This window comes from Isoptericola sp. NPDC057559 (assembly GCF_042801555.1).
GTDB lineage: Bacteria > Actinomycetota > Actinomycetes > Actinomycetales > Cellulomonadaceae > Isoptericola.
Genome location: NZ_JBHVFQ010000004.1, coordinates 68,113 through 91,968 on the forward strand (window position 1 = coordinate 68,113; position 23,856 = coordinate 91,968).

Annotated in this window: 21 protein-coding genes; 12 read left to right on the forward strand and 9 right to left on the reverse strand. The window is 73.9% G+C overall.

The window, feature by feature from the left end:
* Positions 1–29 precede the first annotated feature (29 nt).
* On the reverse strand, positions 30–1,532 hold the full coding sequence (locus tag ACFU5J_RS06405; protein ID WP_430578165.1) for a DUF2809 domain-containing protein: 1,503 nt from the start codon (positions 1,530–1,532) through the stop codon (positions 30–32).
* Positions 1,533–1,750: 218 nt separating this feature from the next.
* Between ACFU5J_RS06405 and ACFU5J_RS06410 the strand changes: the two genes are divergently transcribed.
* Positions 1,751–4,279 carry a GH92 family glycosyl hydrolase gene (locus ACFU5J_RS06410; protein WP_430578166.1) on the forward strand — a complete coding sequence of 843 codons (2,529 nt, stop codon included), beginning with the start codon at positions 1,751–1,753 and terminating at the stop codon, positions 4,277–4,279.
* Positions 4,280–4,467: 188 nt separating this feature from the next.
* Positions 4,468–6,066: an ABC-F family ATP-binding cassette domain-containing protein gene (locus tag ACFU5J_RS06415; RefSeq protein ID WP_430575435.1), complete on the forward strand. Its 1,599-nt coding sequence runs from the start codon at positions 4,468–4,470 to the stop codon at positions 6,064–6,066.
* A gap of 34 nt (positions 6,067–6,100) precedes the next feature.
* Here ACFU5J_RS06415 and ACFU5J_RS06420 read toward each other — a convergent pair whose 3' ends face one another.
* Genes ACFU5J_RS06420 through ACFU5J_RS06430 form a run of 3 tightly spaced genes read right to left on the reverse strand, consistent with a single transcriptional unit; the run spans position 6,101 to position 7,820 of the window.
* Complete coding sequence (locus ACFU5J_RS06420; RefSeq protein WP_430578167.1) at positions 6,101–7,069, reverse strand: SURF1 family protein; 969 nt, start codon at positions 7,067–7,069, stop codon at positions 6,101–6,103.
* A complete protein-coding gene (locus tag ACFU5J_RS06425; protein WP_430575437.1) occupies positions 7,066–7,302 on the reverse strand; it encodes a hypothetical protein in 237 nt (78 codons plus the stop codon). The genes ACFU5J_RS06420 and ACFU5J_RS06425 overlap by 4 nt, the downstream gene beginning before the upstream one ends.
* A complete protein-coding gene (locus ACFU5J_RS06430) occupies positions 7,302–7,820 on the reverse strand; it encodes a DUF3099 domain-containing protein (protein ID WP_430578168.1) in 519 nt (172 codons plus the stop codon). Before ACFU5J_RS06430 ends, ACFU5J_RS06425 begins: the two co-directional genes overlap by 1 nt.
* A gap of 210 nt (positions 7,821–8,030) precedes the next feature.
* On the opposite strand from ACFU5J_RS06430, the gene fabG reads away from it, so the two are divergent.
* Genes fabG through ACFU5J_RS06445 form a run of 3 tightly spaced genes read left to right on the forward strand, consistent with a single transcriptional unit; the run spans position 8,031 to position 10,203 of the window.
* Positions 8,031–8,789, forward strand: coding sequence for a 3-oxoacyl-ACP reductase FabG (fabG, locus tag ACFU5J_RS06435; RefSeq protein ID WP_430575439.1), 759 nt, complete (start codon positions 8,031–8,033; stop codon positions 8,787–8,789).
* Positions 8,790–8,838: 49 nt separating this feature from the next.
* Positions 8,839–9,603 carry an enoyl-ACP reductase FabI gene (gene fabI / locus ACFU5J_RS06440; RefSeq protein ID WP_430575440.1) on the forward strand — a complete coding sequence of 255 codons (765 nt, stop codon included), beginning with the start codon at positions 8,839–8,841 and terminating at the stop codon, positions 9,601–9,603.
* 48 nt (positions 9,604–9,651) lie between these two features.
* Entirely contained in the window at positions 9,652–10,203 is a 552-nt protein-coding gene (locus ACFU5J_RS06445) for a SixA phosphatase family protein (protein ID WP_430575441.1), read from the forward strand.
* 39 nt (positions 10,204–10,242) lie between these two features.
* On the opposite strand, the gene ACFU5J_RS06450 is transcribed toward ACFU5J_RS06445, so the two are convergent.
* The 4 genes from ACFU5J_RS06450 to glgC are packed head-to-tail and all read right to left on the reverse strand — an operon-like array spanning position 10,243 to position 14,202.
* Positions 10,243–10,788: a cysteine hydrolase family protein gene (locus ACFU5J_RS06450; protein WP_430578169.1), complete on the reverse strand. Its 546-nt coding sequence runs from the start codon at positions 10,786–10,788 to the stop codon at positions 10,243–10,245.
* Positions 10,785–12,209 (reverse strand): purine-cytosine permease family protein, encoded by a 1,425-nt coding sequence (locus ACFU5J_RS06455; RefSeq protein ID WP_430575443.1) that lies wholly within the window; start codon positions 12,207–12,209, stop codon positions 10,785–10,787. Before ACFU5J_RS06455 ends, ACFU5J_RS06450 begins: the two co-directional genes overlap by 4 nt.
* 33 nt (positions 12,210–12,242) lie before the next feature.
* A complete protein-coding gene (serB, locus tag ACFU5J_RS06460; RefSeq protein ID WP_430575444.1) occupies positions 12,243–12,965 on the reverse strand; it encodes a phosphoserine phosphatase SerB in 723 nt (240 codons plus the stop codon).
* Entirely contained in the window at positions 12,958–14,202 is a 1,245-nt protein-coding gene (gene glgC / locus ACFU5J_RS06465; protein ID WP_430575445.1) for a glucose-1-phosphate adenylyltransferase, read from the reverse strand. Before glgC ends, serB begins: the two co-directional genes overlap by 8 nt.
* Before the next feature lie 124 nt (positions 14,203–14,326).
* On the opposite strand from glgC, the gene glgA reads away from it, so the two are divergent.
* Positions 14,327–15,583 carry a glycogen synthase gene (glgA, locus tag ACFU5J_RS06470; protein ID WP_430576454.1) on the forward strand — a complete coding sequence of 419 codons (1,257 nt, stop codon included), beginning with the start codon at positions 14,327–14,329 and terminating at the stop codon, positions 15,581–15,583.
* Between the two features lie 28 nt (positions 15,584–15,611).
* Here the strand turns inward: glgA and ACFU5J_RS06475 are convergent, their stop codons facing one another.
* Positions 15,612–16,379 (reverse strand): hypothetical protein, encoded by a 768-nt coding sequence (locus tag ACFU5J_RS06475; RefSeq protein ID WP_430578170.1) that lies wholly within the window; start codon positions 16,377–16,379, stop codon positions 15,612–15,614.
* A 74-nt stretch (positions 16,380–16,453) separates the two neighbouring features.
* On the opposite strand from ACFU5J_RS06475, the gene ACFU5J_RS06480 reads away from it, so the two are divergent.
* From ACFU5J_RS06480 to ACFU5J_RS06505, 6 genes are all read left to right on the forward strand, one after another.
* Complete coding sequence (locus ACFU5J_RS06480; protein ID WP_430575447.1) at positions 16,454–17,251, forward strand: ABC transporter ATP-binding protein; 798 nt, start codon at positions 16,454–16,456, stop codon at positions 17,249–17,251.
* Between the two features lie 94 nt (positions 17,252–17,345).
* A complete protein-coding gene (locus ACFU5J_RS06485) occupies positions 17,346–17,825 on the forward strand; it encodes an NfeD family protein (protein WP_430575448.1) in 480 nt (159 codons plus the stop codon).
* Between the two features lie 78 nt (positions 17,826–17,903).
* Entirely contained in the window at positions 17,904–19,094 is a 1,191-nt protein-coding gene (locus ACFU5J_RS06490) for an SPFH domain-containing protein (protein ID WP_430578171.1), read from the forward strand.
* Positions 19,095–19,224: 130 nt separating this feature from the next.
* Positions 19,225–20,004 (forward strand): TetR/AcrR family transcriptional regulator, encoded by a 780-nt coding sequence (locus tag ACFU5J_RS06495; RefSeq protein ID WP_430578172.1) that lies wholly within the window; start codon positions 19,225–19,227, stop codon positions 20,002–20,004.
* Positions 20,004–21,755, forward strand: a complete 1,752-nt coding sequence (locus tag ACFU5J_RS06500; protein ID WP_430575451.1) for an ABC transporter ATP-binding protein — start codon at positions 20,004–20,006, stop codon at positions 21,753–21,755. The genes ACFU5J_RS06495 and ACFU5J_RS06500 overlap by 1 nt, the downstream gene beginning before the upstream one ends.
* Positions 21,752–23,779 (forward strand): ABC transporter ATP-binding protein, encoded by a 2,028-nt coding sequence (locus ACFU5J_RS06505; protein WP_430575452.1) that lies wholly within the window; start codon positions 21,752–21,754, stop codon positions 23,777–23,779. Before ACFU5J_RS06500 ends, ACFU5J_RS06505 begins: the two co-directional genes overlap by 4 nt.
* Positions 23,780–23,856: the final 77 nt, after the last annotated feature.

Genomic DNA, 23,856 nt, shown 5'->3' on the forward strand with positions numbered 1-23,856 from the left:
GTGCACGCGCCCCGCGGCGCGCCCCGGCGTCACCCGCCGTAGCTGACCGGCGTCTCCACCGACTGCCAGTGCCAGGGCTCGGGCAGGCGGCCGTCGGGCTCCGCCCAGTCCGGGTGCGTCCAGCCGAACCGCTCGGCGTTCCTCTTCAGCCACGCGTAGACGTCGCCGTCGAACCCGGCGGGCCCGACGCTGATGTCGACGGCGGTGCCGAGGCCGTGGTTCGAGCAGCCGGGGGGCGCGGCGAGCGGGTTCGGGTGGGCCGGGTCGTACACGGCGACCTGCTGGGCGTGGCTGCGGTAGGCGGAGTTGATCTTCAGGTGCGTCCCGAACTGCTCGTGGAAGGCCGCGTCGAGCTCGACCAGGCCGGCGAGCACGTCGGAGCGCACGGCGAGACCGGAGGCCCACGGGATGCCCGCGAGCTCGTCGTCGGCGAGGCGCCCCGTCTCGGGGAACCAGAGCTGGTCCGGCTCGGGGCACACGACGGCGTCCTGCGCGGTCATGAGGTCGGTGGTCGCGCGGTCCAGGTCGTCGCGGCTGGTGCCGAGCGCCGTCGCGGCGGCCTCGACGGCGGGCAGGTCGTCCGCGTCGAGGGCGTCGTCGGTCGACGCCGCCAGCGCGTCCCGCGCGGCGGTGAGCGCGTCGTCGGCGGTGGACCGGGCCTTCGTGCCCGCGCCGCGCCCGTCCTCGGCGAGCTCGCCGACGGCGGCGACGACCTGCTTCGCACGGCGGGTCACGGGGGCGAGGGCGTCCCGGCCGTCGGCGACCTGCGCCCGCGCGTGCTCCAGGCGGGACCGGTCCACGGCAGCGGCGTCCCGGGCGAGCCCGCGGCCCGCCTCCTCGGCGTCGCCCGGGCGGCGCTCGAGCAGCGGCGTCGCGGCCAGCAGGGTCTCGGCGCGGTCGATGGACGCGGCCAGGGCGGGCCGGACGGCGTCGTCGGCGACGCGGTCCGCCGAGTCGTCCAGGGTCTGCCGGGCGTCGGCGACCTGTGCGGTGAGGGTGCTCGCCTCGTCGTGCAGCACCCAGGCGAGCCATCCGCCGGCGGCGCCGAGCAGCAGGACCGCCACGACGGGCACGACGCCGGCCGCGCGCCGCCGCCGGCGCGGGCCGGCGGGCGCTGTCACGTGCCGCAGCCGGCCGTCCACGCGCGCGGACCGAGGCGCGACCAGGGCAAGGAGGGCCCCGCCCGCCGCCGCGCCGGCGGCGTACCAGGCCAGGTCGGAGGCCACGAACGTGGTGCCGAGCACGAACCTCGCCTCGGGCACCCGGGCCACGACCTGGGCGGGCACGTCGGTGAGCTGCGCCAGCTCGACGGCCGCGCTCAGGGCGAGGCCGACGACGGCGGCGGCGACCGGCGACGTGCGGGGCCGCACCAGAGCCACGAGCAGCACGACGAGGGTCGCGTAGAGCGCGTCGCCGAGCGGCCCGCCGACGGCGTCCGGCAGCAGGAGGCGCGCGCCCAGCCCGAGGAGCACCACGAGGAGGGCGAGCAGGGACGACGTCGCGCGGGGGACCGCCGTGGTCGGCCGGGTCACGGGACCTGGCGGCGGCACGCGGGGGCGCGCGCGGGTTCCGGCGGCACGGCGGGGAGGATCACGCGCACACCTTAGCGCCGAGCGGTGAGTGTCCCGTGGGTGCCGTGACCGGGGGCGGACGTCCCCACCGAGGTCCGTTTTGCTCCGATGACAGCGGTGACATAGCCTCGCTGACCGCGGCGACAACAGGGTCGCCACGTGTTGACGGGAGCGCATCGATGCGTGTGTCACGTTGGCCGAGGACGGTGGTCTCCCTCGTCGTGGTGGGTGGCCTGTGTCTCGGCAGTCAGATCTCCGCGGCCGCCGGTACCGGCGCCGTGCCGCCGCACCACCGCGACAAGCTCGCGCTCACGCAGTTCGTCGACCCGCGGATCGGCACGTCGACGAACTCGACGAGCGGCTACGCGGGGAACGTCAACGCCGGGGCGCAGGTGCCGTTCGGCGCGGTGACCTTCGGCCCGGACATGCCGCGGACCAACTTCAACGGGTCCGGCGGCTACCTCATCGGGGCGAACGCCACCTCGGGCTCGATCAACTTCTTCAGCCTCACGCACCTGAGCGGCGTCGGCTGCCCGGGCCAGGGCGCCGTGGCGATGATGCCGCGCACGGCGGCGACACCGCTCGTCAGCAGCAGCAACCGGGTCAGCGCGGTCGGCTTCAAGACCTCGACCGAGACCGCGAAGCCCGGCTACTACGAGGTGGGCCTGGACACCGGCGTGAACGCCGAGCTCACCGCCACCCAGCGCACCGGCATGGCGCGCTTCACGTTCCCCGCCGCCGACCAGGGCTACCTCGCCCTCGACATGCGGGTCAACGCCCGGGCCAACCAGGGCGGCTCCGTCCAGGTGAAGCCCGAGAACGTCTCGCTCGAGGTCTCGGACGACGGCCGCACGATCTCCGGCAAGACCGTCGCCCCGGCGTTCTGCACGCCGTACGGCACCAAGTGGAACGCGCCCGTCTACTTCTACGGCGAGCTCGACAAGCCGCTGCGCGCCCAGGCCGACGGCTCCACCGTCAACACCGTCAAGAACGGCGGGGGCGTCTTCCAGTACGACCTCACCGACACCGACCGCACGCTGACGATGCGCACCGGCATCTCGTCCGTGAGCGTCGAGAACGCGCGGCTCAACCTCGACACCGAGAACCCGGACGGCGCCTTCGACGCGGTCCGCGCCGACGCCGACCAGGACTGGAACGCGCGCCTGAACACGGTGCAGGTCGACCGCGCCGCGGACCCCTCCGCCCTGTCGCCCGCCCAGCGGGACGACCTGGTGCAGCTCTACTCGGCGCTCTACCGCGTCTTCGGCTCGCCCACCGTCTACTCCGACGTGAACGGCGACTTCCGCAGCATGGAGGCCCGGAAGCCGTACCCGGGCGACGTGGACGCCACGGGCGGCGTCGAGGACCGGGCGGTCGCGAACGTCCGGGACTACGACTACCGGCGCCCGGACGGCAGCCGCGGCAGCTACTCGACGCAGTACACCAGCTTCTCGATGTGGGACACGTACCGCTCCCAGGCCCAGCTCCTCGCGCTGCTCGCGCCGAAGGAGTCCGCCGAGATGATGCAGTCGCTCGTGGTCGACGCGCAGCAGTGCGGCGCGTTCCCGCACTGGGTGGACGGCAGCGACGACTCCACGCCGATGGCGGGCGACAACGCCCTGCCCGTGCTGGCCGGCGTGCAGGCGTTCGGCGTGGACGACTTCGACCTCGTCAGCGCCGGGGCGCTCGTCAAGCAGTCCGCCTTCGACCCGACGAGCAGCTGCAACGACCGCGCCAGCTTCAGCGACGCCGAGCAGTACCTGCGCGACGGCTACTACCCGGACGCGTCCTCGGCCAACATCGAGCGCTACAACAGCGACCGGGCCGCGGCGGCGTTCCTCGCCGACCTGCCGAAGGACGTGCGCAAGGACCCGCGCGTCGCCGTCACCGCCGCCGACCTCGACGCGCTGAACGACCGGGCCGGCTGGTGGCGGACCATCTTCGACGCCTCCACGGGCACGATCAAGGCGCGCAAGGCGCCGACGACGCCGGGGGAGCCCGGCGAGCTGACCACGGGCTCGTTCCACGAGTCGACGGAGCCGAACTACTTCTGGTCGTTCGGGTACGCCTGGTCGGACCTCGTCGCGGCGTCGGGCGGCAAGGACGTCGCCGTCGAGCGGCTCAACCGCCTCTTCAGCGTCGACGACGCCCTCACCGCGAAGCCGACCCTGCGCCAGCTCAACGGCGGGCAGGAGTCGGAGGGCCTCTACATCGGCAACGAGCCGGCGCACGCCGCGCCCTGGGCCTACAACTGGGCCGGCAAGCCGGCCGCCACCCAGTACGTGGTGCAGCAGATCATGGACACGGCGTTCACCACGCGCCGGGACGGGCTGCCGGGCAACGACGACATGGGCGCGACGTCCAGCTGGTACGTGTTCGCCGCGCTCGGCATGTTCCCGACGGTCGGTACCGCGGGCGGGGTCGCGCTGTCGACGCCGCAGTTCCCGGCGACCACGGTGTGGCTCGGCAACAAGCCGCTGCGCCTCACCACGTCCCAGGACGCGCACGCCGCGCCGTTCGTCCAGTCCCTGCGGCTGGACGGCCGCGACTACGCGGGCTCGTGGCTGCCGATCTCCAAGGTGCGCCGTGGCGTCGAGCTGCGCTACACGCTCGGTGACACCGCCTCGCAGTGGGCCGCCGCGGACGCGCTCACCCCGCCGTCGGGGCCGGACGCGAACTACGAGAGGATGACGGCGGCGCGCAAGTAGCCGCCACCGGGGGGCCGCCGCGGCACCGCCGCTGACGGCCCCGCACGATCGGCCGCCGCCGCGGGGGGGTCACCCGGACCACGGTGCACCCGCCCGCGGCGTGCTGTGACCAATGTCCTCGTGGGGGCGGCGCCCGGGCCCGTAGACTGACCCGGCCTCCCCCCGCACTCACGAAGGACACCCCTGCCTTGATCACCGCCCACGGCGTCGAGCTGCGCTTCGGCGCCCGGACCCTGCTGCACGAGGCGACGTTCCGCATCGCCCCGGGCGACCGCATCGGCCTGGTCGGCCGCAACGGCGCGGGCAAGACGACGCTCACCAAGACGCTCGCCGGCGAGAGCCTGCCCGCGGCCGGGCAGATCACGCGGGGCACCGACATCGGCTACCTGCCCCAGGACCCGCGCACGGGTGACCTCGACGTCGTCGCGATGGACCGCGTGCTCAGCGCGCGCGGGCTGGACCACATCGTCACGCAGATGCGGGAGACCGAGGGGCTCATGGCCTCCGCGGACGCCGACACGCAGGAGGCTGCGCTCGAGCGCTACCCGAAGCTCGAGGCGCGCTTCGTCGCCGCCGGCGGCTACGCCGCCGAGTCCGAGGCGCACCGGATCACCAGCAACCTCGGCCTCGACGACCGCGTCCTCGCGCAGCCGCTGAACACCCTCTCGGGCGGTCAGCGCCGCCGCATCGAGCTCGCCCGGATCCTGTTCTCCGGCGTCGACACGCTGCTGCTCGACGAGCCGACGAACCACCTCGACGCCGACTCGATCATCTGGCTGCGCGACTACCTCAAGACCTACAGCGGCGGCTTCGTCGTCATCAGCCACGACGTCGACCTGCTGCGCGCCACCGTGAACAAGGTGTTCCACCTGGACGCCAACCGGGGCGAGCTCGACCAGTACAACCTCGGCTGGGACGCCTACCTCGAGCAGCGCGAGCAGGACGAGCGCCGTCGACGCCGCGAGCGCGCCAACGCCGAGAAGAAGGCCGGCGTGCTGCTGGCCCAGGCGGACAAGATGCGCGCCAAGGCCACCAAGGCCACGGCCGCGCAGAACATGATGAAGCGCGCGGAGCGCATGCTGTCCGGCCTGGAGGGGGAGCGGCGCGCGGACAAGGTGGCGCACCTGCGCTTCCCGAAGCCGGCCCCGTGCGGGCGGACGCCGCTCACCGCGACCGAGCTGTCGAAGAGCTACGGCTCCCAGGAGGTCTTCGCGGGCGTCGACCTCGCGATCGACCGCGGGTCCCGCGTCGTCATCCTCGGGCTGAACGGCGCCGGGAAGACGACGCTGCTGCGCATCCTCGGCGGCGTGGAGGAGCCGGACACCGGCCGCGTCGTGCCGGGGCACGGCCTGAAGATCGGGTACTACGCCCAGGAGCACGACACCCTGGACATGGACGCGACCGTGGTCGAGAACCTGCGGCACTCCGCCCCCGACCTCACCGACACCCAGGTGCGGTCCGTGCTCGGCTCGTTCCTCTTCAGCGGGGACGACGCGGAGAAGCCCGCGAGCGTCCTGTCCGGCGGGGAGAAGACGCGCCTCGCGCTCGCGACGCTCGTCGTCTCCAGCGCGAACGTGCTGCTGCTCGACGAGCCCACCAACAACCTGGACCCGGCGTCACGCGCCGAGATCCTCGGCGCCCTGGACACCTACGAGGGCGCCGTCGTCATGGTCACCCACGACGACGGGGCGGTCGACGCGCTCAACCCCGAGCGCGTCCTGCTCCTGCCCGACGGCGACGAGGACCTCTGGTCGGCGGACTACGCCGAGCTGGTCTCCCTGGCCTGACGGCCGGCTCGACGAGCCGCCCCGCGGGCCCGTCCTACCGGGCGGCGTCCTCGTGGGCGCCGCCCTGCTCGGCGGCGTCCAGCAGCGCGTCCTCGTAGTCCTCGTCGACGCGGCGGCGCCCGGGCCGCGGGCCCCGGGACCCGGCCCCGTCGGGGTCCGGGCCGTCGTGCGCCGCGATGAGGTCGCCGGCGGTGACGCGCGCCGGCCGGGTCTCGCGCCGCCACAGGACGATGTAGCCGCCCAGCGCCCCGAGCGCGAAGATGCACCACTGGAACGTGTAGCTCAGGTGCGAGCCGGGGTCGGTGTCGGGCTCGGGGAGCGCGCCGGGAGTCGTGGCGGCCGCCGGGTCCTCGGTGCGCAGCTGTCCGTAGCCGCCCACCGTGGCCCCGTCGGCCCAGGCCGCGCCCTCCGAGCCGGCGGCGAGCACCTGGCCGGTGTTGATCGCCTGGACCTGGCCGGCGGGCGTGCCGCGCGAGGAGGCCGGCTCGTCGGGCCGCATCGTCATCGTCACCTCGACCTGCCCGCTCGGGGGGTCGGGGACGGACGACGGGCTGCTCGCGTCCTCGCCGAGCGGGACGAAGCCGCGGTCGACCACCAGGACGAGCGGCTGACCGTCGGCGCCCGTCGTCTCGAACGGCACCAGGACGTGGAAGCCGGGCTGGCCGCCGACGGGGCGGTTGCGCAGCAGCACCGTGTCCTGCGGGCGGTAGGTGCCCGTCGCCACCGCGGGGTGCCACTCGTCGTCGGGGGCGAGGTCGGCCCCCGGCTCGGGCAGCAGGCTGTCGAGGGCCACCGGCGCGCTCGCGTAGTTGGTCTCGACGAGCTCGATCTGCGCCTCGCGCCAGGTGTAGCGGTGCCACTGCCAGAAGGCGGCGAGGATGCACAGCGCCGCCAGCGCCACGGCGCCGAGGCCGAGGGTGACCCACTGCCGTCGGGTGCGGGGCGCGGCGGGGGCGGGCAGGTCGGAGGGGCGGCCCGGCGCGGGCGCGGGGGAGGTGCTCACGCGCGGTCGAGCTCCGCGACGGGGACGGTCTGCTTCCAGAAGGAGCGTGCGCCGAGGAACTGCTCGAGGTGCTCACGGTGGTCGTCGCACGCGAGCCAGACCTTGCGGCGCTCGGGCGTGTGCAGCCGCGGGTTGTTCCACAGCAGGCCCCACGCGGCCTCTCCCCGGCAGCCCTTGGCGGAGCACACCAGCTCACCGGCCACCGGGTCGGCCCCGGTCCCCAGCACGTCCATCAGCGGTCTCCTCCACGGTTTTCGTCGGTCGGGCCGTCGCCCTCACCCGGGTCGTCGGCCTGGTCGTCGGCCCGGTCGTCGGCCGCGCCCGCGGCCACGTCGTCCTGGTGCTCCACCACGCGGTGCGTGCCGTCGTCGAACGTCGCGGGGCCGGTCGGAGCGGCCGGCCGCGGCTCGGGCGCGGGGAGCGCGGTGGGCGCGACGTCGACCATCGGCGAGGTGTCGTAGGAGACGCGGTCGCGCCCGGCGTTGGCGAACAGCACCGCCGAGTACGGCAGCACGACGGCGGCCGCGACGAGCACCAGACGGATCCAGAGCTCGTCCACCAGGACGGCGCCGATGAAGCACACGATCCGGATGCCCATCTGCACCAGGTAGCGCCGGGTACGGCGCGCCTGGTCCTCCTCCAGCGGCTCGGGAGCGCTGGTGATCGAGGGGACCTCGGCGTCACGGTCCGCCCCGTGACGGCGGTCCCCGGAGGGGCGCGAACCGGGCGAGGTCGCGCGGGCGTTGCTCACCCGGCCAGTCTACGGCGGGCTCCGCGCGCCCCCGACCGGCCGTGCGGGGCCCGCGCCTTGTAGGGATCCGACAAACGGCCGGGGCGACGTGTGACGCGCCGCGACCCTGCGGGAGCGTCGCGTCGGGGTACCGTCACCAGGGCGTCGGCGGTGTTCCGCGCGCCGTCCCGCCCCGTCCACGACCACGAGCACCACCGCCGAGGAGACCCCGTGACCGACGCCCCCGCCACCCAGCCCACCCCGGCCGCCGCCGGTGCCGCACCCACGGGCCGGGTCGTCGTCGTCACCGGTGCCGCTCGCGGCATCGGCCGCACGATCGCCGAGCACTTCGTCGCCGCCGGCGACACCGTCGCCACCCTCTACCGGGGCGGCGACCTCCCCGAGGGCGTGCACGGCTACGTCGCCGACGTGACCGACTCCGCGGCCGTGGACGCCGCCTTCTCGGCGATCGAGACCGACCTCGGCCCGGTCCAGGTGCTCGTCGCGAACGCGGGCGTCACCCGCGACCAGCTCCTCATGCGCATGAGCGACGAGGAGTTCGAGACCGTCCTGGACGTCAACCTCACGGGCACCTTCCGCTGCGTGCGCCGCGCCTCCAAGGGCATGATCCGCGCGCGCAAGGGCCGCATCGTGCTGGTCGGCTCCGTCGTCGGCCTGTACGGCGGGCCCGGGCAGGTCAACTACTCGTCCTCGAAGGCCGCGCTGGTCGGCATGGCCCGGTCGATCACCCGCGAGCTCGGCGCGCGGGGCATCACGGCCAACGTCGTGGCGCCGGGCTTCGTGGAGACCGACATGACGGCGGCCCTGCCCGAGGCCACCCAGAAGCAGTACAAGGCGAGCATCCCCGCCGGGCGGTTCGCCTCGACCGACGAGATCGCGGGCGTCGTCGGGTTCCTCGCCTCCGACGCCGCGGCCTACGTCTCCGGCGCGGTCATCCCCGTCGACGGCGGCCTCGGCATGGGCCACTGACGCCCGCCGCCCCTCGCTCCCTCATCCTCAGCACAACCGGAAGGTCATCATGGCTCTGCTCGACGGCAAGAAGCTCCTCGTCACCGGCGTCCTCACGGACAGCTCGATCGCGTTCCACGCCGCCCGCCTCGCCCAGGAGGAGGGCGCCGAGGTGGTGCTCACCTCCTTCGGCCGCCAGATGAAGCTGACGCAGGCCTTCGCCAAGCGGCTGCCCGTCACGGCGCCCGTGGTCGAGCTCGACGTCACCAGCGACGAGGACCTCGCGGCCCTCCCGGAGCGCGTGCAGGAGCACGTCGACGGCATCGACGGCGTCGTGCACTCGATCGGCTTCGCCCCGCAGTCCGTCATGGGCGGCAACTTCCTCGCCGCGGAGTGGGGCGACGTCGCCACGGCGCTGCAGGTGTCCACCTACTCGTACAAGTCGCTCATCGAGGCGGCCCGCCCGCTGATGTCCGGCGGCGCCTACGTGGGCCTCACCTTCGACGCCTCGTTCGCCTGGCCGGTCTACGACTGGATGGGCGTCGCGAAGGCCGGGCTGGAGTCCGCGAACCGCTACCTGGCCCGTGACCTCGGGCCGCACGGCATCCGGTGTAATCTCGTCTCCGCCGGGCCCATCCGCACCACGGCCGCGAAGTCCATCCCGGGTTTCGCGACCATGGAGGACGCCTGGCCGCAGCGTGCCCCGCTGGGCTGGGACCAGACGACGGCGGAGCCCGCTGCGCGCGCCGTCGTGGCGCTTCTCTCGGACTGGTTCCCCGCCACGACCGGTGAGATCGTCCACGTCGACGGTGGTGTGCACGCGATGGGTCAGTGACGGGCCGGTCCCGGAACGACCCCCGGACCGACCTGTGAGACGGAGCGCATGAGAGCGGTAACGCAGGCCGAGGGCGACGGGCCGACCTGGCGTCTCGTGCTGTTGCGGCACGCGAAGGCGGAGCCGGGCAAGGGTGCGCTCTCCGACGAGCAGCGTCCCCTCGCGCTCAACGGGCGCAAGCAGGCGAGCCGCGTGGGCATGGCCCTCACCGCGGCCGGCCTGGTGCCGCAGGTCGCGCTGGTGTCGTCCGCACTGCGCACCCGTCAGACCTGGGACCTGGCCTCCGCCCACCTGGACGGGTCCGCCGCGACCGTCCTCGAGGTGCGCGACGAGCTCTACGAGGCGAGCGTGCGCGACGTCCTCGGCCTCCTGCGGGAGGTCGAGGAGTCCGTGCGCACCGTCCTCGTCGTCGGGCACGAGCCGACCATGGCCGCCACGGCGGCGTACCTCGCCGCCGAGGGGTCCGAGCCCGCCGCGCTCGCCCAGGTGCGGGTCGGCGTCCCGACGGCCACCTACTCGGTGCTGGAGTCAGCCGCGCACCCGTGGGCCGACTGGGGCCGCAGCACCTCGCGCCTCGTGCACGTCGGCCGCCCGTCCTGACCTCCGGTCCGGCGGGCCCGGGTGCCGACCCGCCCCGGCTCAGGTGGTGCCGAGCACCTCGTCGACCGAGGTGACCTCCACCAGCGGCGCGTAGAGCCGCATCGCGGCCAGCGCCCGGTCGTGGTCCTCGCGGCTCGCGCCGGCGCACGCGTCCGCCACCACCCGCACCCGCCGTCCGGCGTCGGCCGCGGGGAGCACGGTGGACAGCACGCAGCAGTCGGTGGAGACGCCGGCCACCACCAGGTCGGCCGCGCCGCCGCCGGCGGCGTCGAGCTCCGGTCCCCACTTGCCGAACGTCGTCGCGGTGACGACCGGTGCGCCCGCGGGGTCGAGGCCGTCGGCGATCGCGTAGAGCGGGTCGTCGGCAGGCACGAGGGCGAACGGCCACTGCGCGAAGTACTCCCGCCACGCGCCGGCCGGCTCGGCCGGCGCCACGTAGCGCGTCCAGACGGTGCGGCCCGCGAACGCGGGCAGCAGCCGCCGCACGCCGTCGGCCGCGGCCCCGAAGTCCGGCGACGCCCAGGGGCTGCCGGGCTCGCCGAAGACCGTCTGCATGTCGACGACGACCAGCACCGCGGCGCTCACGCCGCCTCCTGCCGGCGGACGGCCCGGGCGGAGAACAGGAACGTGCCGAGCAGCCCGAGCGCGAGGGCGACCAGGACTCCGAGGTTGGCGCCGGCCCACTGCCCGTCCCGCCCGCCGAGGCCCAGCGGCCCCAGCAGGTAGCCCTGCCAGGACAGCCACCCGGCGTAGGTGTTGGTCACCAGGCCCCAGCCGACCACGGTGCCGCCGACCACGAGGAGGACGGCGGGCCAGCGCACGCTCCCGTACCGGCCGCGCCGGTCGCCCAGCTCCGCGTCGGCGTAGTCGCGGCGCCGCAGGGCGATGTCGGCGAGCAGCACGCCGCACCAGGCGGCGATCGGGACGCCGAGGGTGATGAGGAAGCCCTGGAACGGGCCGAAGAAGTCGTCGGCGACGAAGACCACGTACACGGCGCCCAGCACCATGAGGACGCCGTCGATCGCGGCCGCGACCCAGCGCGGGGCGGGCAGGCCCAGCGACAGGAGGGCGAGCCCGGAGGAGTAGATGTCGAGCGCCGCGCCGCCGATGAGGCCGGCGAGGGCCACGACCATGAACGGGATCAGGAACCACTCGGGCAGCAGCACGGCGAGCGCGCCGATCGGGTCGGTGCCGATCGCGTCCGCGAGGGCGGGGTCCGACCCGGCGAGCAGGAGGCCCGCGACCAGGAGCAGCACGGGCGGCAGGGACGCGCCGAACGTCGTCCAGCCGACGACGCCGGGGCCGGAGGCCGTGCGCGGCAGGTAGCGGGAGTAGTCGGCCGCCATGTTCACCCAGCCGAGGCCGAACCCGGTCATCATGAACACGAGCCCGCCGATCACCTGGGGGGCGTGCCCGGGCGGGATCGCCGCGACCGTGGCCCAGTCGATGTGGCCCGCGACGAGCACCACGTACACGACGGTCAGCACGGCGGTCAGGACGGTGATGACCTGCTGCAGGCGCATCACGAGCTGGAACCCGAAGATCCCCGCCGTCACGACGACCAGGGCCACCACGGCCAGCGTGACCACCTGGGTCACGGTACCGCCGCCCCAGCCGAGCGTGCCGAGCACGGTCGCGGTGGCGAGGGTGGCGAGCGCCACCAGCACGGTCTCCCAGCCGACGGTGAGGATCCACGACAGCAGGGAGGGCAGCCGGTTGCCGTCCACGCCGAACGCGGCGCGGCTGAGCACCATCGTCGGTGCGGACCCGCGCCGACCGGCCAGCGAGATGAACCCGCAGCACAGGAACGACGCCACGATGCCGACGAGGCCCACCAGCACGGCCTGCCAGAACGACACCCCGAACGCCAGCAGGTACGCGCCGTAGCCGAGGCCGAGCACGGACACGTTGGCCGCGAACCACGGCCAGAACAGGTCGCGGGGGCGGCCGTGCCGCTCGGACTCGTCGATGGTGTTGAGGGCGTTGGTCTCGACCGTCGTCGCCATGGTCCGATCCTGGCCCCTGCCAGGGGTTTCGCGCTACGGCTGCGCGCTGCCCGGCGCGCGGCCGGCGGCGGCGTCCACCTCGTCGACGATGTCGAGCACGGCGTCGAGGCGCGGGCCGTCCAGGCTGAACGGGGCCTGCGCGCGGACGACGGGCTTGGCCGCGAACGCGATGCCGATGCCGGCGGCGTCGATCATGTCGAGGTCGTTCGCGCCGTCGCCCACGGCGACGGTGTCGACCATCTCCAGCCCGCACTCGTCGGCCCACCGGCGCAGGGTGGCGGCCTTGTCCGCCCGGTCGACGACGGGGCCGACGGTGCGGCCGGTGAGGACGCCGTCGGCGACCTCGAGCCGGTTCGCGCGCCAGCGACCGATGCCGAGGGCGGCGGCGATCGGGCCGAGGATCTCGGCGAAGCCGCCGGAGACGAGGCCGAACTCCCAGCCGCGCCGCTGCACCTCGCTGACGAGGTCGGCGGCGCCGGGGGTCAGCACGACCGCCTCGCGCACCGCGGTGAGCGCCTCGACGGGCACGCCGCGCAGCGTGGCGACCCGTTCGCGCAGGGAGCCCGCGAAGTCGAGCTCGCCGCGCATCGCGCGCTCGGTCACCTCGGCGACCTGCGCGCGCGTGCCGGCGTGGTCGGCGAGCAGCTCGATCACCTCGGCGGTGATGAACGTCGAGTCGACGTCGGTGACCACCAGGCGGCGCCGGCTCGGCGGCTCGGCGGGGACGGGGGCGGTGCGGGGAGCGGGATCAAGCAACGACGGTGCCCTTCGGGACGACGGTGATCCCCGACTCCGAGACGGTGAAGCCGCGGGCCCGGTCCTCCTCGTGGTCGACGCCGACCCGGGCCCGCTCGCTCACCACCACGTTCTTGTCGAGGATGGCGCGGTGGACCTGGGCGTGCCGCTCCACCTGGACGTTGTCCATCACGACGGAGTCGGTGACGGTGGCCCAGGAGTGCAGGTAGGCGCCCGGGGACAGGATGGACCCTGCGACCGTCGCGCCGGAGATGAGGACACCAGGCGAGACGATCGAGTCGGCGGCGTGGCCGAGGCGGCCCGGGCCGGCGTGCACGAACTTGGCCGGCGGCAGGCCCGTGTACCCGGTGAGCAGCGGCCAGTCCTGGTTGTACAGGTTGAACACCGGCTGCACGGCGATGAGGTCGGTGTTGGCCTCGAAGTAGGCGTCGATGGTGCCGACGTCGCGCCAGTAGTCCCGGTCGCGCTCCGTCGACCCGGGGATCTCGTTGCGGATGAAGTCGTAGACGCCGGCGGTGCCGTCGGCCACGAACGCGGGGATGATGTCGCCGCCCATGTCGTGCCGCGAGTCCGGGTCGGCGGAGTCCTTCGTGACGGCCTCGACGAGCGCGTCGGCGTCGAACACGTAGTTGCCCATCGAGGCGAGCACCTCGGTGGGGGAGTCGGGCAGCCCCACCGGGCTCTCGGGCTTCTCGAGGAACTCGGAGATGCGCGTCGGGTCCTCGCGGTCCACCTCGATGACGCCGAACTGGTCGGCCATCGCGATCGGCTGCCGGATGGCGGCCACCGTCGCGCGGGCCCCCGACGCGACGTGCGACTCGACCATCTGCGAGAAGTCCATGCGGTACACGTGGTCGGCGCCGACCACGACCACGATGTCCGGCCGCTCGTCGTCGATGATGTTGAGGCACTGGTAGATCGCGTCCGCCGAGCCGAGGTACCAGTGCTTGCCCACCCGCTGCTGCGCGGGCACGGACGACACGTAGTTGCCGAGCAGCGACGACATCCGCCACGTCTTGGAGATGTGCCGGTCCAGCGAGTGCGACTTGTACTGCGTGAGCACGACGACCCGCAGGTAGCGCGAGTTGATGATGTTCGAGAGCGCGAAGTCGACCAGCCGGTAGATCCCCCCGAAGGGGACCGCCGGCTTGGCGCGGTGCGCGGTGAGGGGCATGAGCCGCTTGCCCTCGCCGCCGGCGAGGACGATCGCGAGCACGCGGGGCTGGGTCGACGCCATGCCCCCGACCCTAGGGCGTCGTGGGCCGCCGCGCCCGCGACCCGCCCGCACCGTGAGGACGCTCGCGTCGGCCGCTCGCCCGGGTGGGTAGGTTTGCCGCGTGAGCACCCCGCAGACGAGCCCGATCCGCGTCGACCTGCTGACCCGCGAGTACCCGCCGCACGTCTACGGCGGCGCCGGCGTGCACGTCGAGGAGCTGTCCGCCGTGCTGCGCCGCCAGGTCGACGTGCGGGTCCGCTGCTTCGACGGGCCGCGCGCCGCGGACGCCGCCGCGGCCGGCGTGACGGGGTACGGCGTGCCCGCCGGGCTGGCGGCCGCGGACCCGGTGCTCGGCACGTTCGGCGTCGACCTCGCCATGGCGCAGGACGTCGCCGGCGCGGACGTGCTGCACTCCCACACCTGGTACGCGAACCTCGCCGGCCACCTGGGCGGCCTGCTGCACGGCGTGCCGCACGTGGTGACGGCGCACTCGCTCGAGCCGCTGCGGCCGTGGAAGGCGGAGCAGCTCGGCGGCGGCTACGCCCTGTCGTCCTGGGCGGAGCGCACCGCCTACGTGGGGGCGGCGGGCGTGATCGCGGTGTCGGCAGGCATGCGCGCCGACATCCTGCGGGTCTACCCCGAGCTCGACCCCGAGCGCGTGCACGTCGTGCACAACGGGATCGACCTGGCCGGCTGGCGGCGGCCCGCGGTCGACGACCCGGAGGCGGAGCGGGTGGTGCGCGACCTCGGCATCGACCCCGAGCGCCCGGCCGTCGTGTTCGTCGGGCGCATCACCCGGCAGAAGGGGCTGCCCTACCTGCTGCGCGCCGCGGCCCGGCTGCCGCGCGAGGTGCAGCTCGTGCTGTGCGCGGGCGCCCCGGACACCCCGGAGCTCATGGACGAGGTGCGCGGCCTGGTCGCCGAGCTGCGTCGCGCGCGCGGCGGCACGGGGGAGGCCGGACCCGGCGGGGGCGGCGCCGAGGCGGGCGTCGTGTGGATCGAGCAGATGCTGCCGCGCCCCGACCTGATCGCGGTGCTCGCCGCGAGCACCGTGTTCGTCTGCCCCTCGGTGTACGAGCCGCTCGGCATCGTCAACCTCGAGGCCATGGCCGTCGGCCTTCCCGTGGTCGGCACCGCGACGGGCGGCATCCCCGAGGTGGTCGACGACGGCGTCACCGGCGCGCTGGTGCCGATCGAGCAGGCCGACGACGGCACGGGCACCCCGCTGGACCCCGAACGGTTCGTCGGCGACCTGGCGGCCGCGCTGCTGGGCGTGCTCGACGACCCGGCCCGCGGGGCGGAGATGGGCGCGGCGGGCCGGCGCCGTGCCGAGGACCTGTTCTCCTGGGACGCCGTCGCGGGCCGCACGCTCGACGTCTACCGGGCGGTACTCGCGGGCTGACGGAGGCGGGCCGTGGGCCTCGGGGCGGTCAGCGCACCGCGCCGTAGGTGGCGGCGCTCAGCGCCCGCCGCGCGGTGCGCTCCACCTCGCGCAGGGCGGTGGAGCGCTGGTCGGACTGCCAGACGTTGACCGCGCCGCCCTCGTCGACGGTCGCGAGGTCGACGATCGCCAGGAGCCGCGTGGCGAGCTGCAGCACGCGCGCACGCCGGCCCTCGAGGGCGGGCACCGGCCAGCCGTCCGTGCTGCCCCCGCGCAGGCGCTCGATCGCGTCCGCCGCGTCGTCGCGCCACCGTGCCACGTCGAGGGCGTCGAGCGCCTCGGTGGCGGTCACGAGGCTGGTGCGCAGCTCGCGCTCGGCGTCCGGCAGGGCGCCGAGCGTGCCCGCCACGCGGGTCGACCACGCGGGTACCGGCCGCACCTGCCAGGCGACGAGGTGGCCCGGCTCGAGGGCGCTGCCGAACGTCGTGACGGCCGGCACCGCGGCCCAGGACCCGGCCGGCGTGGTGACCATCACGCACTCGCCGGCGTCGGTGGCCTCCGCGCTCACGGCCGCGGGCACGCCGCCCAGGTCGCCGGGCGCCGGCAGGAGCGCGCACACCTCGCGCGGGCCGTCGAGCCACGCGGTCACGAGGGCGCGCAGGTCGGCGTCGTCCTCGCGGCCGGGCATGCCCACGACGCCGTGCGGCTCGTCGTCGCCCTGCACGCTGCGCACGACGACGCCGGGCGCGGCACCCGCGGACTGCAGCCAGAGCGCGAGGACGACGCTGCGCGGCAGCGCGTCGGGGGAGGTCTCCACGGCCTCACAGTAGACGTCCGGCGGGTCCGGACGCAGGCCGGTCCGGCGTCGGGCCTCGGGTAGGGTCGGGCCTCATGAGCGCGGTTCTCGACCTGCAGGGCGTCACCGTTCGACGCGGTACCACCACCATCCTCGACGCCGTGGACTGGCAGGTGAACGAGGGCGAGCGCTGGGTGGTGCTGGGGCCCAACGGCGCCGGCAAGACGACGATGCTGCAGATCCTCGCGGCGCGCTCGCACCCCACGTCCGGCACCGCGGAGCTCCTGGGGGAGCGGCTGGGCCGTGTCGACGTCTTCGAGCTGCGCCCGCGCATCGGCTTCGCGTCCGCGGCGCTCGCCGACCGCATCCCGGGCCACGAGACGGTGCGCGACGTCGTGCTGACCGCCGCCTACGGCGTGACGGGCCGCTGGCAGGAGTCGTACGAGGAGTTCGACGAGCAGCGCGCCAAGGACCTGCTCGCGGCGTTCGACGTCGCGGACCTGTCCGACCGCTACTACGGCACCCTGTCCGAGGGGGAGCGCAAGCGCGTGCAGATCGCCCGCGCCCTCATGACCGACCCGGAGCTCCTGCTGCTCGACGAGCCGGCGGCGGGCCTCGACCTCGCCGGTCGCGAGGAGCTGGTGGGCGCGCTCTCGGAGCTCGCGGCCGACCCGGCGTCGCCCGTCCTGGTGCTCGTGACGCACCACGTCGAGGAGATCCCGCCGGGCTTCACGCACCTGCTGCTCATGCGCCACGGCGGGATCCAGGCCGCCGGCCCGATCCAGGAGGTGCTCACGGCGGACAACCTCTCGCAGGCCTTCGGGATGCCGCTGATGGTCGCCCACGGGGGCGGTCGCTGGCTCGCGCGCGCGGCGCGACCCGCCAGCCGCTGACTGTTCCCGGCACGGGGGAAATCTTGGTAAAGTCTGAGCAAAACCCTGTGGCCGCGACAGTCGGGTCCCGGTGCAGGGCCTGGCGGAGGTGACCATGGATTCCTGGCTGTGGTGGATCGGCGCGGCGCTGGTGCTGGCCGCCATCGAGATGTTCTCGCTGGACCTCGTGTTCATCATGCTCGCCGGGGGCGCGCTGGCCGGTTCCGTGACGGCGGCGGCGGGCGGCCCGGTGTGGCTGCAGTTCGTGGTGGCGTGCGTCTTCGCGCTGCTGCTCGTGCTCCTGCTGCGCCCGTGGCTCCTGCAGCACCTCAAGCAGCGCGTGCCGCTGCAGGAGACCAACGTCGCGGCGCACGTCGGCCGTCCCGCGGTCGCGCTCAGCGAGATCACCGAGGCCGGGGGCCGCGTCAAGCTCGCGGGCGAGGTCTGGAGCGCCCGGCTCGTCGACGACGGTGTGCCGAACTCGACCGGGCGGGTGCCCGCGGGCGCCGAGCTGCGGGTCGTGCGCATCGAGGGCGCGACCGCCGTGGTCGAGCCCGTCCCGACCTCGCACTCCCAGCCCGAGCACAGCGCCTGACGGGCGCCCCCTGGGGGCGTGCACCACCCTGCCGGGTGTGCCGGCAGTCCTGTTCGACGTCGACAGAAAGGGACCCTCGTGTCCGACCCCAACGCCGGCACCATCGTGCTATGGATCGTGATTCTCGCGCTCGTGATCTTCGTGGTCGTGGCGCTGTTCAAGATGGTGCGGGTGGTGCCGCAGGCCACGGCGCTCATCATCGAGCGCCTCGGCCGCTACCGGCACACGTTCGAGCCGGGGCTCCACTGGCTCGTGCCGTTCATCGACCGCGTGCGCGCGGGCGTCGACCTGCGCGAGCAGGTCGTCTCCTTCCCGCCGCAGCCGGTGATCACGAGCGACAACCTCGTGGTGAGCATCGACACCGTCGTCTACTTCCAGGTGACGGAGCCGAAGTCCGCCGTCTACGAGATCGCGAACTACATCACCGCCATCGAGCAGCTCACCGTCACCACGCTGCGTAACGTCGTCGGCTCGATGGACCTGGAGCAGACCCTCACCAGCCGCGACCAGATCAACGGCCAGCTGCGCGGGGTCCTCGACGAGGCGACGGGCCGCTGGGGCGTGCGCGTCAACCGCGTCGAGCTGAAGTCGATCGACCCGCCCGCCTCCGTGCAGGGCGCGATGGAGCAGCAGATGCGCGCCGAGCGCGACCGCCGCGCCACGATCCTCACGGCCGAGGGCGTCAAGCAGTCGCAGATCCTCACGGCCGAGGGCGAGAAGCAGTCCCAGATCCTGCGCGCCGAGGGTAACGCCCAGGCGGCGATCCTCACGGCCGAGGGTGAGGCGCGGGCGATCCTGCAGGTCTTCGACGCCATCCACCAGGGCGACGCCGACCCCAAGCTGCTCGCGTACCAGTACCTGCAGATGCTGCCGCAGATCGCCAACGGCAACGCCTCGAAGCTGTGGGTCGTGCCGACCGAGTTCACGGCCGCGCTCGGCTCGATCGCGCAGGGCTTCGGCGGCGTGCCCGGCACGCCCGGCATCCCGACCCCGCCGTCGGGGGAGGACGAGGGCGAGCGCACGCCGCGCCCGCGGACCGCGTTCCCCGAGACGGCGCTGACCGACCCGGGCGAGGCCCTCGCCGAGGCGCGTCGTCAGGCCGAGGCCGCGACCGCCGACGCCACGAGCGCTGGCACCCGGTCGGGCGCGCCGTTCGACCCCTCGGCCGAGCGCGGCCAGCGCCCCGCCGACGGCCCGACCCCGCCTCCGGCCACCGGCATCCCGCCGCGCCCGGTCACCGGCGAGCCGGACGAGCCGCAGCAGCAGTAGTCGGCGGACGCCGGGACGGGACCCCGTCACCCCTCGTGGGGTGGCGGGGTCCCGTCATGTCCGGCCCCGGTCGCGACGGGAGCGGCGGAGGGGTGGACGAGTGAGTGCTCACTCATTTAGCATGGCGCTCATGCTGGCTGCACAGGGCGCGAGTCGTCGCGCCACCCCGCTCTCCCCGGACGACCGGCGGACCGCGATCATCGACGCCGTGCTGCCGCTGGTCGGCGAGTTCGGCCTCGACGTGACCAGCCGCGAGCTCGCCGACGCGGCGGGGGTCGCCGAGGGCACCCTGTTCCGCGCCTTCGGGGACAAGCTCACGTTGATCGGCGCCGTCGCGGTCGAGGGGCTGCACCGCGCCTCCGGCCCGGTCGAGACCCGCGCGGAGCTGGCGGCGATCGACCGCGAGGCGCCGCTCGAGGAGCGGCTCGAGCGCGTCATCGAGCTCGGCCGGCGCCGCATGAGCGACGTGGTGCGGTGGATGGGCGTGCTGCGCGCGCTGCACCACCGCACCGGGGCCCGCGACATGGTCCCCTCCGAGCACGTGCAGGACTTCCGCGCCCAGCTCGCGACACAGCGCGAGCAGCAGCGCGAGGCGACGGTGGCCGGGCTGATCGGCGTGCTGCAGCCCGACGAGCACCGGCTGCGGGTGCCGATCGAGGTCGCCGTCGCGCTCCTCGAGGCGAGCATCGCGGGCACGCACGGTCGCGTCGACCACCTGCTCCCCGCGCCGTCGCCTCGCGTGGTGGCCGACGCCCTCGTGCACGGCATCGCCCGCACCGACACCGACACCGATATGGGCGGCACCGCCGGCGGCCCGCCCGTGGCCGAAAAAGACCAGGACCGCGACCCCGCGGCGACGGAGAATCACCCCGGGGCCACGCCCCGTACCCCCCACCCCCAGGAGCCCTGATGCTCGTCTCCCTGGCGCGGAGCTATCTGCGCCCCTACTCCGGCGCCGTCGGCCTGCTGCTGGTGCTCCAGCTGCTCGCGACGCTCGCCTCCCTCTACCTGCCCTCCCTCAACGCCGACATCGTCGACAACGGCGTGACGACGGGCGACACCGGCTACATCATGCGCGTGGGCGGCTGGATGCTCGTCGTGAGCCTCGGCCAGGTCCTGTGCGCGATCGGCGCCGTGTTCCTGGGCGCCCGGACCGCCACCGCGCTGGGCCGGGACGTGCGGCGCGACCTGTTCGACTCCGTGCAGGGCTTCTCCGCCCGCGAGCTCGGCCAGTTCGGCGCCCCGTCGCTCATCACCCGCACGACCAACGACGTGCAGCAGGTGATGATGGTCGTGCTGATGACCTTCACCATCATGGTGATGGCGCCGATCATGCTGGTCGGCGGCGTCATCATGGCCCTGCAGGAGGACGTCGAGCTCTCCGCGCTGCTGCTCGTCGTGGTGCCCGTCCTGGGCATCGCGATGGGCCTGCTGATGTGGCGGATGGTGCCCTACTTCAGGGCGATGCAGAAGCGGATCGACGCCATCAACGGGGTGCTGCGCGAGCAGATCACCGGGCTGCGGGTGGTGCGCGCGTTCGTCCGCGAGGAGCGCGAGCGGGAGCGGTTCGGCGCCACGAACGAGGCGCTGTACGACACGTCGCTGAACGCCGGCAAGCTCATGGCGCTGGCGTTCCCGATGGTCATGCTCATCATGAACGCGTCCAGCGTCGCCGTGCTGTGGTTCGGCGCGGAGCGCATCGACAACGGCCAGATGCAGGTGGGCGCGCTCATGGCGTTCCTCAGCTACATCATGTACATCCTCATGGCCGTCATGATGTCGACGATGATGGTGATGATGGTGCCGCGTGCCTCCGTCGCCGCGGGCCGCATCTCCGAGGTGCTCGACACCGAGACCTCGGTCACCGAGCCGGACGCGCCGGTGTCCCTCACCGCCCTGGCCGACGGCGAGGGGCCGCGCGGCGAGGTGGCGTTCGAGGGCGTCGAGTTCCGCTACCCGGGCGCGGACGAGCCCGTGCTGCACGACCTGACGTTCACCGCGACGCCCGGCCGGGTGACCGCGATCATCGGCTCCACCGGTGCGGGCAAGACGACGCTGCTCAACCTGGTGCCGCGCCTGTTCGACGTGACCGACGGCCGGGTGCTCCTGGACGGCGTGGACGTGCGCGACCTGTCGACGGGCGACCTCGGCTCCGTGCTCGGCCTGGTGCCGCAGAAGGCGTTCCTGTTCAGCGGCACGGTCGCGGACAACCTGCGCTACGGCAAGGCCGACGCCACCGAGGACGAGATGTGGGCCGCGCTCGAGATCGCGCAGGCGCGCGACTTCGTCGAGGCGCTGCCGGACGGGCTCGAGGCGCCGGTGGCGCAGGGCGGCAGCACCTTCTCCGGCGGCCAGCGGCAGCGGCTCGCCATCGCGCGCGCCGTGGTGCGGCGCCCGCGGGTCTACCTGTTCGACGACTCGTTCTCGGCTCTCGACTACAGCACCGACGCGCGCCTGCGCGCGGCGCTGAGGCCCCGCACGCACGACGCGACCGTCCTGGTCGTGGCCCAGCGCGTGGCGACCATCCGGGACGCGGACCAGATCCTCGTGCTGGACCACGGGCGCATCGTCGGGCGCGGCACGCACGCCGAGCTGCTGGCGGACAACGAGACCTACCAGGAGATCGTCTCCTCCCAGATGTCCCTCGAGGAGGCGGCATGAGCACCGAACGCAAGGCACCGGCCGCGCCCGCCCGCCCCGCCGGGGGCCCTCGAGGAGGCGGCCCGATGGGCATGGGCGGCGCCCCCGGCGCCAAGGCGATGGACTTCCGCGGGTCGCTCGTGCGGTTCGCCCGTGTGATGCGCCCCGAGCGGGCGCGCGTCGTCCTGCTCACCCTGTGCGGCGTCGTCTCGGTGGCGCTCACCGTGGCGGGCCCGAAGATCCTCGGTGACGCGACCAACGTCATCTTCGCCGGCGTGGTCGGCAAGGCGCTCACGGCGGCCGGCGTCCCCGCCGGGACCACCGGTGAGGAAGCCGCCACCATGCTGCGCGCCTCCGGGGACAGCGCCCAGGCCGGCCTGATCTCCTCGCTGCCCGACGTGGTCGCGGGCCAGGGCGTGGACTTCACCCGGCTCGGCGAGATCCTGATGTGGGTGCTCGCCATCTACGTGGGCGCGTTCCTCTTCGGGTGGCTGCAGGCGCGCATCATGACGATCGCGGTGCAGAACACGATGCGCCGCCTGCGCGACGAGGTGGAGGCCAAGCTCCACCGCATCCCGCTGAGCTACGTGGACAAGCAGGCCAAGGGCGAGATCCTCTCGCGGGTCACCAACGACATCGACAACGTCGCGCAGACGACGACGCAGACGCTCGCGCAGCTCGTGACCTCCGTGCTCACGGTGATCGGCGTGCTCGGCATGATGTTCTGGATCTCGTGGGTGCTGGCGCTGGTCGCGCTCGTCACGGTGCCGCTGTCGGTGGTCCTCACGATGCAGATCGCCAAGCGGTCGCAGCCGCAGTTCGTGGCGCAGTGGGCGGCCACCGGCCGGCTCAACGCGCACGTCGAGGAGATGTTCACCGGGCACTCGCTGGTGAAGGTCTACGGGCGCCAGGAGGCGGCGGCGGAGAAGTTCGGCGCGGAGAACGAGGCGCTGTACGACGCGTCCCGCAAGTCGCAGTTCATCTCCGGCACCATGCAGCCGTCGATGGGCTTCCTCGCCAACCTCAACTACGTGGTCGTGGCCGTGATCGGCGGCCTGCGCGTGGCGTCGGGCCAGCTGTCCCTCGGTGACGTCCAGGCGTTCATCCAGTACTCGCGGCAGTTCACGCAGCCGCTCACCCAGATCGCGTCGATGATGAACCTGCTGCAGTCGGGCGTCGCGTCGGCCGAGCGGGTCTTCGAGCTGCTCGACGCCCCGGAGCAGGAGCCGGACCCGGCGGACCCCCGCCGGCTGGCGGACGTGCGCGGCCGCGTGGCGTTCGAGGACGTGTCGTTCTCCTACGACCCCGAGACGCCGCTCATCGAGCACCTCGACCTCGTGGCGGAGCCCGGCCAGACGATCGCGATCGTCGGGCCGACGGGCGCCGGCAAGACGACGCTGGTCAACCTGCTCATGCGGTTCTACGAGGTGAACTCCGGCCGGATCACGCTCGACGGCGTGGACTCCCGCGAGCTGACGCGGGACGACCTGCGCTCGCGGATCGGCATGGTGCTGCAGGACACCTGGCTGTTCAAGGGCACCATCGAGGAGAACCTCCGCTACGGCGTGCGCGACGGCGCCACGGTGGGGGAGGCGGAGTTCCTCGCCGCCACGGAGGCCACCCACGTCGACCCGTTCGTGCGCACGCTGCCCGACGGGTACGCCACGCTCCTGGACGACGAGGCCACCTCGCTGTCCGCGGGCGAGAAGCAGCTGCTCACCATCGCCCGGGCGTTCCTGGCCGACCCGGAGATCCTCGTGCTCGACGAGGCGACGAGCTCGGTCGACACGCGCACCGAGGTGCTGGTGCAGCAGGCGATGAACGCGCTGCGGGCGAACCGCACGTCGTTCGTCATCGCGCACCGCCTGTCCACGATCCGTGACGCCGACACCATCGTGGTGATGGAGCACGGGCAGATCGTGGAGCAGGGCGACCACGACGCGCTGCTCGCCGCCGGCGGGGCGTACGCGCGGCTCTACGAGTCGCAGTTCAGCGCCCCCGCGGTGGACGAGGAGGACGTGGTCGCGGACTCCGCCGGGGTCTGACCCCGGTCGCGAATCGAGCGTGGGGGGGGGGTTCGCGCACCCCCCCGGGGGGGGGGCAACCCCCCCCCCCCACAAAA